The following is a 14,657-nucleotide window of genomic DNA, read 5'->3' as shown; positions in this document are numbered from 1 at the left end:
GGGCGGCGTTTTACCGCCCGCCTTACTGATACATCCAGTAGCGTTTCGTCTGCGCCTGGTAGGCGAGTGAGCGGGCTTTCCAATTATTAACGAAAAGCGGCACGTCGATACGCGCGCCTTCGCGGCGCAGGGCATTAAACCACGCAGTCGAACCGACGTGCACATTGAAAGTGCGGATGTCGGCTCCTTTCAACGTAGCGAAAGGATTCAGGCTCCAAATCGCGGCCTGCTTCTGCATGTAGAAAGAAAGCTCGGTGGGGTTCCATTTCGCCCAGTCGGAAACTTCGACGACAACGTAGGTGACGATGCTGCCGGCGCTGTCTTTCACCGGCCGCTTCACAAAATTCACGCCGGGGATTTTGTAGGCTTCGAGCGCGCGGATGATGTCGTCCGGTTTTTTTTGCGGGTAGCCAATGCTGCGATAGGGGAATTCTTTGCCGACGCGCCACGGGTTGTTTTGCGTGCCGAGGCCAAGCATCGCGTAGCCGACGGCGGCCTCGAACGACGGGATCAGGGGAGAAGTCTGCACCCAGCGCAGCCCGGTTTCGGGCCATTGCATCGAGCGATTCCAACCGCGCATCGGAATCACGGTAAGTTTTCCTTTGGCGCGAATTTTATCCGAGATACCCGATTTAGCGCTGGTGGAAAATTTCGCCATGCGGGCGAGCTCGGCGATCGTGAGTCCGTGCACGTAGGGCATGTTCGGAAACGCGCCGACGTCGCTCATCCATTCAGTATCGAGGAGCGGGCCGTCGACTTTCCAGCCGCCGAGTGGATTCGGCCGGTCGAGCACGATCGCTTCGACGCCGTTTTCGAAGCATCCCTCGAGCGCATGGCGCATCCAACTGATAAACGTATAGGAGCGCACGCCGACGTCTTGCAAGTCGATGACCACGGCATCGATTCCCTTCAAAGTCGCCGCGGTGGGCTTCTTGTTTTTTCCGTAGAGCGAGTAGATCGGTAGACCCGTGGGCGCATGGCGGTAGTCGCCGAAATTCACCGCGGCTTTGATTTCTCCGTCGATGCCGTGTTCGGGTGCGAAGAGCGCGACGAGTTTGGCGTTGGGCGCGCGACGCAGCACGTTGATGGTGCTTTCGCCGAGCCGATTCACGCCGGCCCGATGGGTGAGCAGGGCGATTTTTTTGCCGGCGATCGCGCGGAAACCTTCCGCTTCGAGCACATCGATGCCGAGCATCACTGGAAATACGCGAGCGGGCGGCGCCGGCGGAAGGGCCAGTGCGCTCGCTGGTGCGGTCGGCTTGGCCAGCGCGGGCGCGGGTGCCTTCGCGGCGGGCGTTGCGGGACGCTGGGCAACTTGCGCTGTCGCCGCCGGCGTGGATTTATTTGCGCAACCGAGCAGCAGCGTGAACGCAGCCACGGCAAGTGTGGCGAAGGAAAATTTCACAAACGGCCGGCGGGACATGTGGCGAAATTTCTGAAAATGCCCTTCACGCTTGGCGAGGACAATCGTCGCTGGGAAAGGCTCACTTGGTTTCTGACACCTCGTTCGCGAGGAGTTCCGTGACCTTAGGTTTTCGGCAAGTTCCGGCGCGCCTGCACCGCGGCGGCCATCGTTTCAAAAACCGGAATCGTCTCATCGAATCCAAGGCACGCGTCCGTGATGCTCTGGCCGTAAACGAGTTTCTGGGTCGGCTCATGTTTTTGCGCGCCGGCTACGAGATTGCTTTCGAGCATGAAGCCGATGATCGCGCGTTCGCCAGCGGAGACTTGCGTGGCGAGGTCGTGGGCGACGGCGATTTGCTGTTCATGTTTTTTGCCGCTGTTGCCGTGACTGCAATCGACGAGCACGACCGGCAGCGAGCCGGATTTCTGTAGCAGGCCGGACGCGTGTTGCACGGATTCTCTGCTGAAATTCGGCCCGGTCCGACTCCCGCCACGCAGCACGAGATGGCATTCCGGGTTTCCCGTGGTTTCGAGCACGGCGGGGGCGCCTTCGCGCGTGAGCGAGGGGAAACAGTGCGCGTGTCGCGCCGACACGATGGCGTCGACCGCGACTTGCAGATCGCCGTCAGTGCGGTTTTTGAAACCGACGGGCATCGAGAGGCCCGAGGCGAGTTCGCGGTGAATCTGGCTTTCCGTGGTGCGCGCGCCGATCGCGGCCCACGAAACGAGATCGGCGTAATATTGGCCGAGCGTCGTATCGAGAAACTCCGTCGCGATGGCGAGACCCGTGGAGTTGACTTCGAGCATCAGCTGCCGCGCGAGGCGCAAGCCGGTGTTCACTTGATAAGTGCCGTCGAGGCGAGGGTCGTTGATCAAGCCCTTCCAGCCGACGGTCGTGCGGGGTTTTTCAAAATAAACGCGCATCAACACGAGCAGGTCTTTCGAGAACTGATCGGCGATGGGTTTAAGTTTTTTCGCGTAATCGAGCGCCGCCGCCGGATCGTGGATCGAGCATGGCCCCACAATCGCGATCAACCGGTCGTCGCGCCCCATCAAGATATCCCCGACGGCGCGACGCGCGGCGCGCACTAAACCGGCGCCGGCTTCGCTTAACGGCAGATCTTCCTCGAGAATAGCCGGCGAAAGCAACGGTCGGGCTGCACGAATGCGGAGATCGGAAGTCGGTTGACGCATGGAAAAAGAGCATGTCAACGCGCCGCCCTGGAAAAGGCACGGAGATTTTCGCCTCGGCGCGGCTCACTTCGCGCGTAAAGCTGCGGGATGCTTTCCATCTGCCAGCACGGTTATGAATCCTTCCTCGAGCGCGAGCTCGCGGAGAACGGCCTGCCGGTGGCGGAAAAAGGGCCAGGCTGGGCGCTGACTGGCGACGAAGGGGCGTGGCCGGCGGAAAAATTCGAGGCGCTGGCGTTTTCGCATGTGACCTTGCTCGCGCCGCGCGAATTCAAAGGCGAGGCGGTCAACGCGATCGCGCAACAGCTCGCGGATTTCTTTCTCGAGAGCTTGCGCGGCGAACGCATCGACGCCGCTTGGCCGTGCGTGTTTCAGGTGGTGCCGGAAGTCGTGGGGCTCGGGCGGCGTTCGAGCGGCGTGGAAAAAGCGTTTCTGGAACTGCTGAAGAAAAAACTTTCGCGCATTGCGAAGCTGGCGACGCCGGATCTGCCGCGGGGGGCGGGAAAAGTCCGCGGGCTGTTTGTGTTTTTCGCGGATTTCGGGCGGGTGTTTGCGGCGCGTGATTTGTGGCTCGGTGGCCAGCGCCGCATGGCCGACGATGACGCGGCCCCGTCGCGTTCCTATTTGAAAGTGGAGGAAGGCTACATCGTGCTCGGTCGCGAACCGCAGGCGGGTGAAACAGTCGTCGACCTCGGCGCGGCTCCCGGCGGCTGGAGTTACAGCGCGGCCAAACGTGGTGCCAAGGTGATCGCGATCGACAATGGCCCATTAAAGGGCGGGGCGCTCGATCATCCGCTGATCGAACATCGCTTGGAAGACGCGTTCGGTTTTCGCCCGCCGAATGGAGAGCGTTACGACTGGTTATTTTGCGACTTAGTCGAAGATCCGAATCACGTCGTGCAAAACATTGTTCAACCATGGTTGGAGAACGCGTGGTGTCGCCAGTTCGTCATTAACCTGAAGTTTGGCCACGTGGATTCGCTGGCTCTGCTGCGCGAGCTCCGGGCGGCGAGCTCGCCGTTTGGGCGTTACGCGAAAAATCTTCGCATCCGCCACTTGTATCACGACCGCGAGGAGTTCACGTTGGTCGGCGAAACCATCGCATGAAATCCGCTCCCGCACCGAAACTAAAAGAAATCACCGTCTGCGGCTGGCAGGCGGTCTCGACGCTGTTCGCGCAGCATCCGCAGGAAGTGAAGCGGTTGTTCTTCGATGCGCAGACGGGCAAGCGCGCCGGCGAATTTTCGCAGCAACTCGCGCAACACAAGAAAGTGTATCGCCAAGTCGAACCGGCGGAACTGGAAAAAATTTCGAACACGAAACTACACGGCGGCGTGGTCGCAGTGATCGACGAGCGTCCGGTGAAAAAAGTGACGCGCGAAGTGCTCGCCGAATGGAGCCGCACGCGCGCGCCGCTGTTGCTGCTGGACCGCGTGAGCAACGCCAACAACGTCGGCGCCATCGTGCGCACGGCGGCATTTTTTGGCGTGAAGGCGATCATCGTGGCCGATCACCCGGGACAGGCGTTGCCCGGCGACGCGGCGTTTCGAGTCGCGGAAGGCGGGATGGAGTTTGTTGATTTTTACCGCGTGCCCGCGCTGCCGCCGTTTTGTGCGGATTTGAAACGCACGTATTTTTTGGTCGGCACCAGCCTGCGGGGAAACCAGCTCTCGCCCGATGCGGTGCGCGCGCAGGGTTCGCCCAAGCCGCCAGCGCTGATTCTGGGTAACGAAGAAAAAGGCATCGCGCCGGAAGTCGCGGCGCAATGCGATCGCCTCGTGAAAATCCCCGGCACGGACTCAGTCGAGTCGCTCAACGTCTCCGCGGCCGCCGCAGTGATGTGCTGGGAGTTTTTCGGAAAACGCTGACCAGAGTCGATGACCCGCGGTTAGCGGCCAAGAATTTTTTTCAAAAGCCCAGGAGATTTCGCTGCAGGTGATTGTGCGGTAGCGGTGACGCCGCCGTTGCCCAGCAGTGGTTCAAACTGCCCGGCCTTCTTGTAAAGAATGACGACATCTTGAATGCCCCAACAATCTTCGAGGTAGGCGCGGATGAAGGTATTGGGGTAGCGCTGGAGTTGGCGCAGCACCCATTCCGGCGAACTGAGAGCGAAACCGTAATCAGCTTCGGGTGTGCTTTCGAAGTAGCGTTGGTAGGCGAAGCCGTGGCGCGCGTAGTCCGCGAGCAGCGCTGATTTGTCGATATTTTCGGCTACGTTTTTTTGCCCGCGCGCGAGCAGGCTCGAGGCGGTGCGTCCCTGGGTTGTGAAAATAATCACTCCGCACTCGCGCACCCAATTGATGAGGCAATCCAGCGCGGTGAGCCAACGGTCTTCGCGCAAATGGGTGAGCAGCGAGCCGACCCAGATTAAGTCGAACTTGGATTCGAACGGGAGCCGACGCAGATCGACGTCAGAATAAAACGGCGTGGCGCGAAACTGGGTTGCACAAAAATCGACTCCGTCGCGATCCAGGTCGCACGCGGTGATGTTGGCGTAATCGTAATAAGCCCGCAACCAACGGAGCACGCGCCCGTGCCCGCAGGGTAGATCGAGAATGTCCGGATAGTGCGGCTTGTCGCACAGCTCGGCTGAAAACTTGATCAGCTCCAGCGCACGTTTGCCGAGGTCGAAGTATTGCTCCGGCGCTTCCGGTGCGACCATTCCGTCGCGCGCAGCGATGGCCCGGTTGACGTGGAGTGAACTGAAATCGTAGAGCGGTTTCATCGCGAAGTTCTCAATCCAGGCGCACGAATTGCGGTCGGTCAATCGCAGGTGCGCCCGAGCGAACCGTCGCCGTGGCGGATTTAAGCGGAGCGGCGATGAGTTCGTCGTTGCCGGTGCGAATCGGACGGCTGATGTCGATTAACTTCATGTGACGGCGGCGCGGGTTTCGGAAAAGATCTCGTAGGTTTTCGCGTGCATGATTTCGCGCAGCTTGGCGATGGCCGCCGCACAGTCGGCGAAGCTCGTGTAGAGTGGCGCTGGCGCCAGGCGAATGAGGTCGGGCGTGCGGAAATCCGGCACGACGCCGGCGATTTTCAAAGCCTGACAAATCCGCCAGGCCTCTGGATGACGCAAGGCAATGTGTCCGCCGCGTTCATGTGCGAGGTGAGGGTTGGCGAGGGTAAAACCGAAGCCGGTGAGTTCGCTTTCCACGAGCGTCATCAAGTAATCCGTGAGTTCGAGCGATTTTTGACGGAGGGGCACGATGCCGCCGGCCTCCGCGAAAAGCTCGAGTGAACCTTGCAGCGGGGCGAGGCTCAGCAGATGCGGTGTGCCGATCTGCAACGCGGAAGCGTCAGGCGACGGCGCGTGATCAAGCGACATCGCGAAACGCTGATCGCGCCGCACGCCCCACCAACCGGCGAGGCCGGGAGCGCGGGCATGGTGGCGTTGGTTCAAATAAATTCCGCCGACGGCACCCGGGCCGGCGTTGAGGTATTTGTAAGAGCACCAAAACGCAAAATCCACGCCGTCGTTGCTGAGCTCGTGCGGCACGGCACCGATGGAATGAGAGCAGTCGAAACCTATCATGACGCCGCGCTTGTGCGCGGCACGAGTGAGTGCGGCGAGATCAAGCAATTGTCCGCTCTTGAATTGCACGGCGGAAAACATCGCTAGCTGAACGTCATCAGTGAACGCGGCGGCGAGATCGTCGATCTGCAACGTGAGGCCGTCGCGACTGCGGACGAGCCGGAGGTGTTTTGCGGGATCGAGACCGCGTTGGGTCAGGTGACTTTTGAGGGCGTGGATGTCGGACGGAAAATTCAGCTCGTCGGCGAGGATGACGTTGCGCGGCGAATCGGGCGTGAAGAACGTCGCGAGCAATTGATGAAGATTGCCCGTCGTCGAGCCGGTGACCGCAACTTCGGCCGGGAGCGCGCCGACGAGCGGTGCCAGGTTCGCGGCAATCGACTCACTTAGGCCGACCCACGGCGGATTTGCGTCCGTCCAGCCCTCGATGCCGAGCGTGCGCCATTCGTTGACGATGCGGTTGAGATGCGTTTCGGCGCGTTGCGAAAGCAGGCCGAGTGAGTTGCCATCGAGGTAGATTTTGCCCGGCGGGAGATGGAACTCGGCACGAAAGCGGGCAAGGGGATCGGCGCGATCAAGCGCGGCGGGTGAACGCATAGGCAGGAGAATTGCGCGAGATCAACGCGGCGCAAATGTGAAAGCCTGCGTAAATCGTCGCCTGAGCCAAACCCGGTTTGTCATATATTATATGACAAACCGGTTTGGTGCAGCGCTCATTTTTGCAAATGGACGTTTGGGCCGATGTCATACCTCGCCTCTGAAATTGACAGCGGTGCGGTGGCCGGTCATCGGTTTTGGGCATGATTCGTTTTGCCGCCTATTTCTACTTTGGCTTTGCGGGCTTTTTTGCCCCGCAAATCGAAGGCGGCATGTCCCCACGCAAACTCTGATTTAACCCAGAACCACTTTGCCGAGGAGCCGCCCAATCGAGGCGGCTTTTTTATTTTCACAAACTCCCGTTATGATCCTCCCGAAAAACAATCGTCTCTCCGCCGAACAAGTTGCCGAACTCACCGCTGTCGTGTGCGAGTTTGGCTGCCGCATCCAACCGATCGTCGGTGATGTGCGCACGATTTACGCCATCGTGGGTGACGAGCGCCATGACTTGATGATCAGCCGGCTCGAAGGCCTGCCGTATGTCGATCGCGTCGATACGATTCAGTCGCCGCACAAACTGATGGATATCAAATCCGACCTCGCGAACCACCGCGTGCGCGTCGGTGGGGTCACGCTGGGCGACGAGTTGTTGATCATGGCCGGACATTGCACGCTCGACCCAAAGAATCCGAATCGTTTCTACGAAACCGCCGCCGCGGTGAAGGAAGCCGGTGCGCATGCGATCCGCGGCGGCGTGTGGAAGCCGCGCACCAATCCTTATGCGTTCCAAGGTGACCATCGGTCGCTCGATATTTTAATGGAAGCCTCGCGCCGCACCGGTTTGCCGGTGGACACCGAAGTGATGGACGAGGAACAGCTCCGCATGGCGCTCGACGCGGGCGTGCACATTCTGCAAATTGGCGCGCGCAACGCGCTGAACTACTCGCTGCTTCGCCAGGTCGGCAAAGCGATCGCGGGACGCGACACCGTCGTGTTGTTGAAACGCAGCATCCACTCGGGCCCGCTCAACGAATTCATCTCCGCCGCCGAATACATCGTGAACTTCGGCAACCCAAACGTGATTCTCTGTCCTCGCGGCACGCAGCCGGGACTTGATGGTTACCGCAATCATCCGGACGAATCGATCACGCCGCTCCTCAAAGAGCGCACGTGGGCACCGGTCGTCGTCGATCCATCGCATTCGGTCGGCAAAGCGGCTTATGTCACGGCGTGCTCGCTGGCGGCGGTGGCTTACGGCGCCGATGGACTTTGCATCGAAGCGAACGTCGAACCGGCCAAAGGTCTTGGCGATGATCCGAAGCAGGCCGTGACGCCGGCTGCGCTTGCGGGGTTGATTAAGCAGGCGAAGGCCATTCATGCTCTCCGTCGCTCCACGCTATCGCCCGTCACCGCCTCATGAAAAAGGAACTCGCCAATCTCCGCGCCGAAATCGACTCGCTCGACGAAAAAGTCGTCAAGCTGCTTAACCGCCGGCTGAAATGTGCCCAGGAAATCGGCGAACTGAAACGCGGATCAAAGACGCGCATCTACGTCGCCGAGCGCGAAGCCGATGTGTTGCGCCGCGTGCAAGCGGCGAACAGCGGCCCGCTCAAGCCCGCGGCGGTGCAGGCTATTTATCGTGAGATCATGTCGGCGGCCATCTCGCTCGAGAAGCCGCTCAACATTGCCTACCTCGGGCCCGAAGCGACCAACACGCACCAGGCGGCGATTCGGAAATTTGGCTCGAGCGTCGACTATCGGCCGATGGCGACGATCGCGGATATTTTCACGGCCGTCGAAAAAGGCGAGGCCGACTACGGCGTCGTGCCGGTGGAAAATTCCACGGAAGGCTCGGTGCGCGACTCGCTCGATCTGTTTGTCGAGACGCCGTTGAAGATCGTCGCCGAGCTCCACCAAGAGATCGAACACACGCTGCTTTCCAACGAACCGCTGGATAAGATCAAAAAAATTTACTCAAAAGACCAGGCGCTCGCGCAATGCCGTCGCTGGCTGCAACGCAATCTGCCGCACGCACAACTGATCGACGTGGATAGCACCGCGCTTGGGGTGCAAATCGCGGCGAAGGAAAAAGGCGCGGCAGCGGTCGCGCCGCGGCTCGCAGGTGAGCGTTACGGCGTGCCGGTGGCGGCGACGCACATTCAGGATTTAAAGAACAACACGTCGCGTTTCGTTTTCCTCGGACGCGAAGCTTCGGGCTCGGCGGGCAGTGGCCATGACAAGACGAGTTTGCTGGTCTCGTTGCACCATGAGCCGGGCGCATTGCTGCACGCGTTGCAGCCGTTCAACCGTCGCAAGCTCAACCTCACGCGGATCGAGTCGCGTCCGAGCAAACTTAAGCCGTGGGACTACATTTTCTTTCTCGATGTCACGGGGCATTACGACGATCCCGCGATGCAGGCGGCGCTCAAGGAATTGAGTCGCAAGTGCCCGCTCGTGAAATGGCTTGGCAGCTATCCGGTCGCGAAGAAGTAAGCGTAGTGAGAAGAGCGGAGGGGTGCAGCAAGACTGCGCCCTGCAAACTAACCGGCGACACTCGGCCGTTATTTCTTTCGCCGCCGGTTCACAAAAACCAACAGCGCGCCACCAATCGCGAGGAGTGCGTAGGTGGACGGTTCGGGGATGGATTGGAATTCTGCGCCGTAGATGTTTCCGGAGCGACCGGTGACCGTGAGGGAATTAAGCAAGGCACCGGTCTTGCTGTATTGCTTCAACGCGAGCGATGAATCGTTGGGCACGAGCCAGAGCGTGTCGGTGCTCGCTTGGTAAGCGAGGCCGCCATTGTCACCGGCGGAATGGTTGAATTGGGAAACAAGGGTGCCGCTGAGATCGTATTGGTAAATGACGGTGGTGCCGGCGAACCAAAGCGTGTTGGCAACTAAATCATAGGTCATGCCCATGATGTTGCCGTCATTGACTGTGAAGAGGGCGGTCGGGTTAGTCCACGTCAGGTCGGTTTGATATACCTGCACGGAATTCGAATTCCACTGGAGCACGTAATTGTGTGAAGCGCTGGCCGCGCCATCGAGGGCTTGCGTCCAGTTGAATGAGTTGGTCGGCACCTCCCGGTTGCCGATGAGGGCTCCGGTTAAAAGATCGTAGTTGCCGGTGAGGCCGGGATTATCGCGATGACCGAGACTGACGGTTTCGCGCACGGCGATGGGATAAGCGAGCGAACTGGTCGTGGCGCTAAACAGAATGGATCCGGTCGTCGTATCGATGGCCTGAAGCTGCGACGCGTCGCCGTTGGCAACGTAGAGAATGGTTTGGGCGGTCGCGTTTTGCGCCGAGCTCAACGCCAGCGCGAGCGAAGTAACCGCGAGCACGCGGCGAAAGAAGGTGGCCCGAGAAAACATCGTGAAGAATTGATGCAGGATGGAGACCAACGTCGGTGACTTACCAGTGAAAATAACTGAAAATTTCCGGGCAAATTTTCCTCGGCAGCGTCGGATGCATGGGGTTTCGTGGTCCGGTGCGTTCGCTCAAAATTCTCTTCGTCAGCCCGGAGGTGGAACCGTTTGTGAAAGTCGGCGGCTTGGCCGACATGGTGGGCTCGCTTCCGAAGGAGTTGGCGAAGCTCGGCCACGACGTGCGCATCGTGTGTCCGCTTTACGGTTCGGTAAAACGCGTCGGGGAGTGGCGCGCGCGAGGTGAATCACTCGGCGTCGATGTGGGCCCGAATGCGCATTGGGCGCGGACCTGGGAAACGACGCTGCCCGGAACGGCGGTGCCGGTTTATTTTTTAGAGAACGACGATTTTTTCGCTCGTCCCGAAGTTTACAACAATCCGTGGGGTTCATTCGCGGATAACGATGTGCGGTTCGCGTTTTTGTCGCGGGGTGCGCTGGCGCTGTGCCAGCAACTCGGCTGGGTGCCGGACGTGGCGCATTGCCATGATTGGACGACCGGGCTCGTTCCGGTGATGGTGAACACGACGCTGCGGAACACGGAACTTGGCGGCGTCGCCACAGTGTTGACGGTGCACAATCTTGAGCACCAAGGCTACTCGCCGGCCCGCATGGTGGAGTTCGCGCGGTTGCCGTGGGACGTATTTCACCGCGATGCATTGATGACGAACGGTTCCGTGAATCTCATGCGGACGGGGCTGTTTCACTCGACCAAAGTCACGACGGTGAGCCCGAACTACGCCGAGGAAGTGAAGACGGCGAGCGGCGGGTTCGGTCTCGATGGCGTGCTCAAGTATCGCGCCGGGGATTTTATCGGGATTGTGAACGGGATCGACGACGAGTCGTGGGATCCAGCGCGCGACCAGACGTTGCCTGCAAATTATTCCGCGACCGACCTTGCCGGTAAAGCGACGTGCAAAGCAGCGCTCCAGGCGCGCTTCGGGCTCGAGCGAAATCCGCGCATTCCGCTATTCGGCGTGGTGTCGCGGCTCGCGTCGCAGAAGGGGCTCGACCTCCTGGCGGAGGTGCTGGTGCCGATGCTGGACCGGATGCGCGTGCAACTCGTGTTGCTGGGCAGCGGCGATGCGCATCTGGAAAATACGTTCCGTTGGGCCAACGATGCGTATCGCGGCCGCGTGGGCGTGCATATCGGTTTCGACGGGAAGCTCGCGCGACTCATTCAGGCGGGCAGCGATTTTTTTGTGATGCCCAGTCGTTCCGAACCGTGCGGGCTGACGCAGATGTATGCGATGCGTTACGGCACGCTGCCGATCGTGCGCGCGACGGGCGGGCTGGTCGACACGGTGGAAAATTTCTCCGAAGGCTGGAATTACGGCACGGGATTCGTGTTTCACGACGCCACGCCCGAGGCGCTGATCAACACCCTGGGGTGGGCGTGCGCGACCTATTACGACCGCCCCCAGGAAATGGCGGGCCTCCAACAGCGGGCCATGGCCAAGGACTTTTCGTGGCGGCGCAGCGCGGCGTCTTATGTCGATGTTTACCGTTGGGCGGTGGAGAGCCGCACCGGCGTTTATCCCGAATGATGCGCGTGACAGTAACCCTTGGTAAATCGGCTCGTCTTATCGTTTCCCATTCTCACTCTCACTGGCGACTCTTCCCGGCCCCTGTCATGAAAAATTCCGCTTCCCTCCGAGTGCTTGCCTTGCTTGCCAGTGTGCAGGCGGTTGGCCTCGCCGCAGACTGGCCGTCGCTGACGAATAACTCCCCGTTTGGTCAGCCTCCGCAGGTGGTGCAGCAGCAGGCGGGCGAATACGAGTTCCGCGGCATCGTGAAGGAAGACGACATCACGCTCATCAATGTCTTCAACTCGTCCACGCAGAAATCGCAGTGGATTCCCGTGCAAGGCGAGGCGGGCGGTATCGCGGTCGGTTCCTACGACGTTGCGGCGAACCGGGTGCAAATCACGGTTTCTGGAAAACCGCAGACGCTGACCTTCAAGCAAGCGCGAGTCGCCTTGGTGCAGGCGGCACCGCTCCCGCCGCCGCAGGGCATGCCGCCGCCTCCGGGTGGCGGAGTTCAGGGCGAAGTGCGCGTAGCGAACGCTCAGGGCGTCCCTGGCCCGGGCGGTGCCGATGCGCAAAAAGCGTTTAACAATCTTCCGCCTGAGGCTAAATCCATGATCGATGAAATTCGCCGCCGCCGCGCCCTTCGTGCGCAGCAGGTGCAGCAGCCCGCCCCGGCGACCAACCAAGCCACGGTCAAACCCGCTACGCCCAATTCCCAACCATGAAGACGCTCCGCTCTTTTCCCCTCCGTCAATCGCGCAAGGCCAGCGCTGGTTTCTCCATTCTCGAAATGGTGGTCGTGCTCGCCATCATTGGCCTGATCCTCGGCCTCATCGTTTCCAAGGTCGGCAACACGTTCACTCGTAGCCAGGAGGACGTCGCCAAAATTTTCGTGAAGGACTCCGTCAGCCTGCCGCTTACGCGTTACCGCATCGATTTGGGCAGCGTGCCTTCCACGAGTGAAGGACTGGCCGCGTTGATCACCGCGCCCTCGAGTGTGGCGGATCGCTGGCGCGGTCCTTATCTCGAAGCCACGGGCGGAAAAATCCCGCTCGATCCCTACGGCGAGCCTTATCAATACCGCAGCCCGGGCGTGAAAAATACCAGCGGCTACGATGTGTTTTCCAAGGGCGCCGATAAACTCGCCGACACGGCCGACGACATCGGCAACTGGTAATGTTCGCCGGCAGCTCCAACCGGGGCCTGCATCGTTCTTCAGCCTTTACGGTGCTGGAGCTGGTCATGGTGCTGGCATTGTTCGGGCTCGTCGCGGGTCTCGTCGTCGGCACGGGCGCGACGATGTTCCGCCAATCCGAGAACGAAAGCGTGGAGCAAAAAACCCTCTCCGCGATCGCCACGGCGCGCCGCGAGTCCGTCGCTTCGGGCGAAATCCTCGAATTGCGCTACGACGAAAAAAGCCGCGTGCTCGATTGGGGAAAAGGGAACAGCACGTTGTCCGGCGAAGATATTTTACGGCTGCTGCCACCGGCGCGCGTTTCCGCGATGCTCATCGGCGGCCGCGTCGTCGAGGCGTCGATCCCGCTGGTGCGCTTTCACCCCGATGGCACGTGCGATCCGTTTCGCGTGGAGATCGTGCAAAATAAAACCAGCCGCATTACGGCGATCGATCCGTGGACGTGCACGGCATTAACCGCGCTCCCGGCCGAAGCCCGGCGTTGATGCAGATGAATTTTTTTCGACCATTGGCAATGAATCCTACGCCTCGGGGTTTTCCTCGGTTCGTTTGGAGGCGGGGCCATCAGCCCCGCGGGTTATCGGCAGCGCAGCTCAGACTTCGCGGGGCTGATCGCCCCGCCTCCAATTTTGAGAAGGCGAGAGCCTTCAGCTTGGTGGAGGTGCTCGTGGCGTTGGCGATTTTCGCCCTAGCCTCGATGGTGCTCGTGGGCGCATTTGTGAACGTGCTGAACGCGCAGAATACCGCGCTGCGTCGCGACGAGAATGGCGCGGCGGTTCGCCTGATTCGCGAAGCGCTGTATGCCGAGCCGTTGCTGGAAAACATTGAACGCTGGAACGACATCAAGCTGCCGGACGATGGTCGTGGCCGCTGGCAGGCAACCGTCGAGCCGACGACCGTGGCGGATTTGTTTCAGGTTACGCTAGAGGCCGAACTCGATTTGGGGCGCGGCAAGGATCGGCTCACGGTAACGGAAACGTTCCGGCTTTTGCGACCGACGTGGTCGCTGGCGGTCGATCGGGAAACGCTGCGAAGCGACGCCCGGAGCAAACTCGCGGAGCGAAAATTCTGATGAAGCTTCGCTCACAGTTTCCGGTTCGTGCTCGCGGTTTCTCGCTCGTGGAAGTGCTCGTTTCACTGGTGATGCTGGCGGCGCTGTTGCTGGCGATTAACCAGTTTGTTTTTTCCATCGCGGAATCGTGGGCGAAGGATCGGGAGCGGTTCACTTTCACGCAGCACACGCGCGCGGTCAGCCGGCACATCGGCGAGATGTTTGAAGCGTCGGCCAACAGTGCGCGAGCAAGCGGCTTGACCCAAGGCGGTTTGATCCCCGGTGAAATTAAAGTGCCGCGCGGCGGCAACGTCGACCTGATGACCTTCGACCTGCCGAACGGCGACCGCTTGTTTTCGTGGCCCGGTTCGCCGTTGCCAGAAGTGCAATGTGCGATCGGCTGGGAACGCGAAGCCGGCCTCGTGATTTACTACAAGTCTCGGCTGGAGGAGGATTTTGACACGGCGGATTTTCGCGTGGCGACGCTGTCGTCTTTCGTCACCGAAATCTCCTATGATTACTACGACGCCGACCGCAATACGTGGACGGTGGAAACTGGTCTTAAGAAAACCGCGACCGCCCTCACTCCGCCGCGCCGGATTAAGCTGCGTTTCCAACGCGGCAACCAAGACATCACGGAGGTGGTCGATATTCCATTGCTGTCCGGCGAAGGCGTGCCGGCCTACTGAGCATGAAGCGAGCGATGACAATTTTTAGTCGAGGGAGAGAG

16 protein-coding genes are annotated in these 14,657 nt (G+C 60.4%); 10 read left to right on the top strand and 6 right to left on the bottom strand.

All coding sequences use genetic code 11. The annotated features are described in order from the left end of the window. Positions 1–22 precede the first annotated feature (22 nt). Both ACRRQW_RS05080 and ACRRQW_RS05075 read right to left on the bottom strand, forming a co-directional pair. On the bottom strand, positions 23–1,423 hold the full coding sequence (locus tag ACRRQW_RS05080; RefSeq protein WP_438480177.1) for a DUF1343 domain-containing protein: 1,401 nt from the start codon (positions 1,421–1,423) through the stop codon (positions 23–25). 104 nt (positions 1,424–1,527) lie between these two features. Continuing rightward, the gene (locus tag ACRRQW_RS05075) at positions 1,528–2,598 is read right to left on the bottom strand and encodes a 3-deoxy-7-phosphoheptulonate synthase (protein WP_438480176.1); all 1,071 of its coding nucleotides are present in this window, start codon (positions 2,596–2,598) and stop codon (positions 1,528–1,530) included. An 87-nt stretch (positions 2,599–2,685) separates the two neighbouring features. Here ACRRQW_RS05075 and ACRRQW_RS05070 point away from each other — a divergent pair, with 87 nt between their 5' ends. Both ACRRQW_RS05070 and ACRRQW_RS05065 read left to right on the top strand, forming a co-directional pair. Further along, positions 2,686–3,702 (top strand): SAM-dependent methyltransferase, encoded by a 1,017-nt coding sequence (locus ACRRQW_RS05070; protein ID WP_438480175.1) that lies wholly within the window; start codon positions 2,686–2,688, stop codon positions 3,700–3,702. After that, positions 3,699–4,463: a TrmH family RNA methyltransferase gene (locus tag ACRRQW_RS05065; RefSeq protein WP_438480174.1), complete on the top strand. Its 765-nt coding sequence runs from the start codon at positions 3,699–3,701 to the stop codon at positions 4,461–4,463. The genes ACRRQW_RS05070 and ACRRQW_RS05065 overlap by 4 nt, the downstream gene beginning before the upstream one ends. A 20-nt stretch (positions 4,464–4,483) precedes the next feature. On the opposite strand, the gene ACRRQW_RS05060 is transcribed toward ACRRQW_RS05065, so the two are convergent. Genes ACRRQW_RS05060 through kynU form a run of 3 tightly spaced genes read right to left on the bottom strand, consistent with a single transcriptional unit; the run spans position 4,484 to position 6,727 of the window. Then, positions 4,484–5,320, bottom strand: coding sequence for a class I SAM-dependent methyltransferase (locus ACRRQW_RS05060; protein WP_438480173.1), 837 nt, complete (start codon positions 5,318–5,320; stop codon positions 4,484–4,486). A 10-nt stretch (positions 5,321–5,330) separates the two neighbouring features. Continuing rightward, a complete protein-coding gene (locus ACRRQW_RS05055; protein ID WP_438480172.1) occupies positions 5,331–5,468 on the bottom strand; it encodes a hypothetical protein in 138 nt (45 codons plus the stop codon). Beyond that, the gene (gene kynU / locus ACRRQW_RS05050; RefSeq protein ID WP_438480171.1) at positions 5,465–6,727 is read right to left on the bottom strand and encodes a kynureninase; all 1,263 of its coding nucleotides are present in this window, start codon (positions 6,725–6,727) and stop codon (positions 5,465–5,467) included. The genes ACRRQW_RS05055 and kynU overlap by 4 nt, the downstream gene beginning before the upstream one ends. Positions 6,728–7,091: 364 nt before the next feature. Between kynU and ACRRQW_RS05045 the strand changes: the two genes are divergently transcribed. Both ACRRQW_RS05045 and pheA read left to right on the top strand, forming a co-directional pair. After that, positions 7,092–8,147 carry a 3-deoxy-D-arabino-heptulosonate 7-phosphate synthase gene (locus ACRRQW_RS05045; RefSeq protein ID WP_438480170.1) on the top strand — a complete coding sequence of 352 codons (1,056 nt, stop codon included), beginning with the start codon at positions 7,092–7,094 and terminating at the stop codon, positions 8,145–8,147. Beyond that, positions 8,144–9,220, top strand: a complete 1,077-nt coding sequence (gene pheA / locus ACRRQW_RS05040) for a prephenate dehydratase (RefSeq protein ID WP_438480169.1) — start codon at positions 8,144–8,146, stop codon at positions 9,218–9,220. Before ACRRQW_RS05045 ends, pheA begins: the two co-directional genes overlap by 4 nt. 68 nt (positions 9,221–9,288) lie before the next feature. On the opposite strand, the gene ACRRQW_RS05035 is transcribed toward pheA, so the two are convergent. Next, the gene (locus ACRRQW_RS05035; protein WP_438480168.1) at positions 9,289–10,101 is read right to left on the bottom strand and encodes a PEP-CTERM sorting domain-containing protein; all 813 of its coding nucleotides are present in this window, start codon (positions 10,099–10,101) and stop codon (positions 9,289–9,291) included. Positions 10,102–10,217: 116 nt separating this feature from the next. Between ACRRQW_RS05035 and glgA the strand changes: the two genes are divergently transcribed. The 6 genes from glgA to ACRRQW_RS05005 all read left to right on the top strand — a co-directional run bounded on the left by glgA (position 10,218) and on the right by ACRRQW_RS05005 (position 14,616). Further along, positions 10,218–11,699: a glycogen synthase GlgA gene (gene glgA / locus ACRRQW_RS05030; RefSeq protein ID WP_438480167.1), complete on the top strand. Its 1,482-nt coding sequence runs from the start codon at positions 10,218–10,220 to the stop codon at positions 11,697–11,699. An 86-nt stretch (positions 11,700–11,785) separates the two neighbouring features. Next, a complete protein-coding gene (locus ACRRQW_RS05025; protein WP_438480166.1) occupies positions 11,786–12,406 on the top strand; it encodes a hypothetical protein in 621 nt (206 codons plus the stop codon). Further along, positions 12,403–12,858 (top strand): type II secretion system major pseudopilin GspG, encoded by a 456-nt coding sequence (gene gspG / locus ACRRQW_RS05020; protein ID WP_438480165.1) that lies wholly within the window; start codon positions 12,403–12,405, stop codon positions 12,856–12,858. Before ACRRQW_RS05025 ends, gspG begins: the two co-directional genes overlap by 4 nt. Further along, positions 12,858–13,361 (top strand): pilus assembly FimT family protein, encoded by a 504-nt coding sequence (locus tag ACRRQW_RS05015; RefSeq protein WP_438480164.1) that lies wholly within the window; start codon positions 12,858–12,860, stop codon positions 13,359–13,361. Before gspG ends, ACRRQW_RS05015 begins: the two co-directional genes overlap by 1 nt. Beyond that, positions 13,361–13,948 carry a type II secretion system protein gene (locus ACRRQW_RS05010; RefSeq protein WP_438482342.1) on the top strand — a complete coding sequence of 196 codons (588 nt, stop codon included), beginning with the start codon at positions 13,361–13,363 and terminating at the stop codon, positions 13,946–13,948. The genes ACRRQW_RS05015 and ACRRQW_RS05010 overlap by 1 nt, the downstream gene beginning before the upstream one ends. Then, complete coding sequence (locus ACRRQW_RS05005) at positions 13,948–14,616, top strand: prepilin-type N-terminal cleavage/methylation domain-containing protein (RefSeq protein ID WP_438480163.1); 669 nt, start codon at positions 13,948–13,950, stop codon at positions 14,614–14,616. Before ACRRQW_RS05010 ends, ACRRQW_RS05005 begins: the two co-directional genes overlap by 1 nt. Positions 14,617–14,657 lie beyond the last annotated feature (41 nt).

It is taken from the genome of Oleiharenicola lentus (genome assembly GCF_051660365.1).
In the GTDB taxonomy this organism is placed as follows: domain Bacteria; phylum Verrucomicrobiota; class Verrucomicrobiia; order Opitutales; family Opitutaceae; genus Lacunisphaera; species Lacunisphaera lenta_A.
The sequence above is the reverse complement of the archived record's forward strand: the minus strand, read 5'-3'. Positions and strand labels throughout refer to the sequence as shown.

What these genes read in the sequence shown, in the direction of transcription:
- ACRRQW_RS05080 (WP_438480177.1), bottom strand. Translation starts at nt 1,423, where the DNA reads ATGTCCCGCCGGCCGTTTGTGAAATTTTCCTTCGCCACACTTGCCGTG.
- ACRRQW_RS05075 (WP_438480176.1), bottom strand. Translation starts at nt 2,598, where the DNA reads ATGCGTCAACCGACTTCCGATCTCCGCATTCGTGCAGCCCGACCGTTG.
- ACRRQW_RS05070 (WP_438480175.1), top strand. Translation starts at nt 2,686, where the DNA reads ATGCTTTCCATCTGCCAGCACGGTTATGAATCCTTCCTCGAGCGCGAG.
- ACRRQW_RS05065 (WP_438480174.1), top strand. Translation starts at nt 3,699, where the DNA reads ATGAAATCCGCTCCCGCACCGAAACTAAAAGAAATCACCGTCTGCGGC.
- ACRRQW_RS05060 (WP_438480173.1), bottom strand. Translation starts at nt 5,320, where the DNA reads ATGAAACCGCTCTACGATTTCAGTTCACTCCACGTCAACCGGGCCATC.
- ACRRQW_RS05055 (WP_438480172.1), bottom strand. Translation starts at nt 5,468, where the DNA reads ATGAAGTTAATCGACATCAGCCGTCCGATTCGCACCGGCAACGACGAA.
- kynU (WP_438480171.1), bottom strand. Translation starts at nt 6,727, where the DNA reads ATGCGTTCACCCGCCGCGCTTGATCGCGCCGATCCCCTTGCCCGCTTT.
- ACRRQW_RS05045 (WP_438480170.1), top strand. Translation starts at nt 7,092, where the DNA reads ATGATCCTCCCGAAAAACAATCGTCTCTCCGCCGAACAAGTTGCCGAA.
- pheA (WP_438480169.1), top strand. Translation starts at nt 8,144, where the DNA reads ATGAAAAAGGAACTCGCCAATCTCCGCGCCGAAATCGACTCGCTCGAC.
- ACRRQW_RS05035 (WP_438480168.1), bottom strand. Translation starts at nt 10,101, where the DNA reads ATGTTTTCTCGGGCCACCTTCTTTCGCCGCGTGCTCGCGGTTACTTCG.
- ACRRQW_RS05025 (WP_438480166.1), top strand. Translation starts at nt 11,786, where the DNA reads ATGAAAAATTCCGCTTCCCTCCGAGTGCTTGCCTTGCTTGCCAGTGTG.
- gspG (WP_438480165.1), top strand. Translation starts at nt 12,403, where the DNA reads ATGAAGACGCTCCGCTCTTTTCCCCTCCGTCAATCGCGCAAGGCCAGC.
- ACRRQW_RS05015 (WP_438480164.1), top strand. Translation starts at nt 12,858, where the DNA reads ATGTTCGCCGGCAGCTCCAACCGGGGCCTGCATCGTTCTTCAGCCTTT.
- ACRRQW_RS05010 (WP_438482342.1), top strand. Translation starts at nt 13,361, where the DNA reads ATGCAGATGAATTTTTTTCGACCATTGGCAATGAATCCTACGCCTCGG.
- ACRRQW_RS05005 (WP_438480163.1), top strand. Translation starts at nt 13,948, where the DNA reads ATGAAGCTTCGCTCACAGTTTCCGGTTCGTGCTCGCGGTTTCTCGCTC.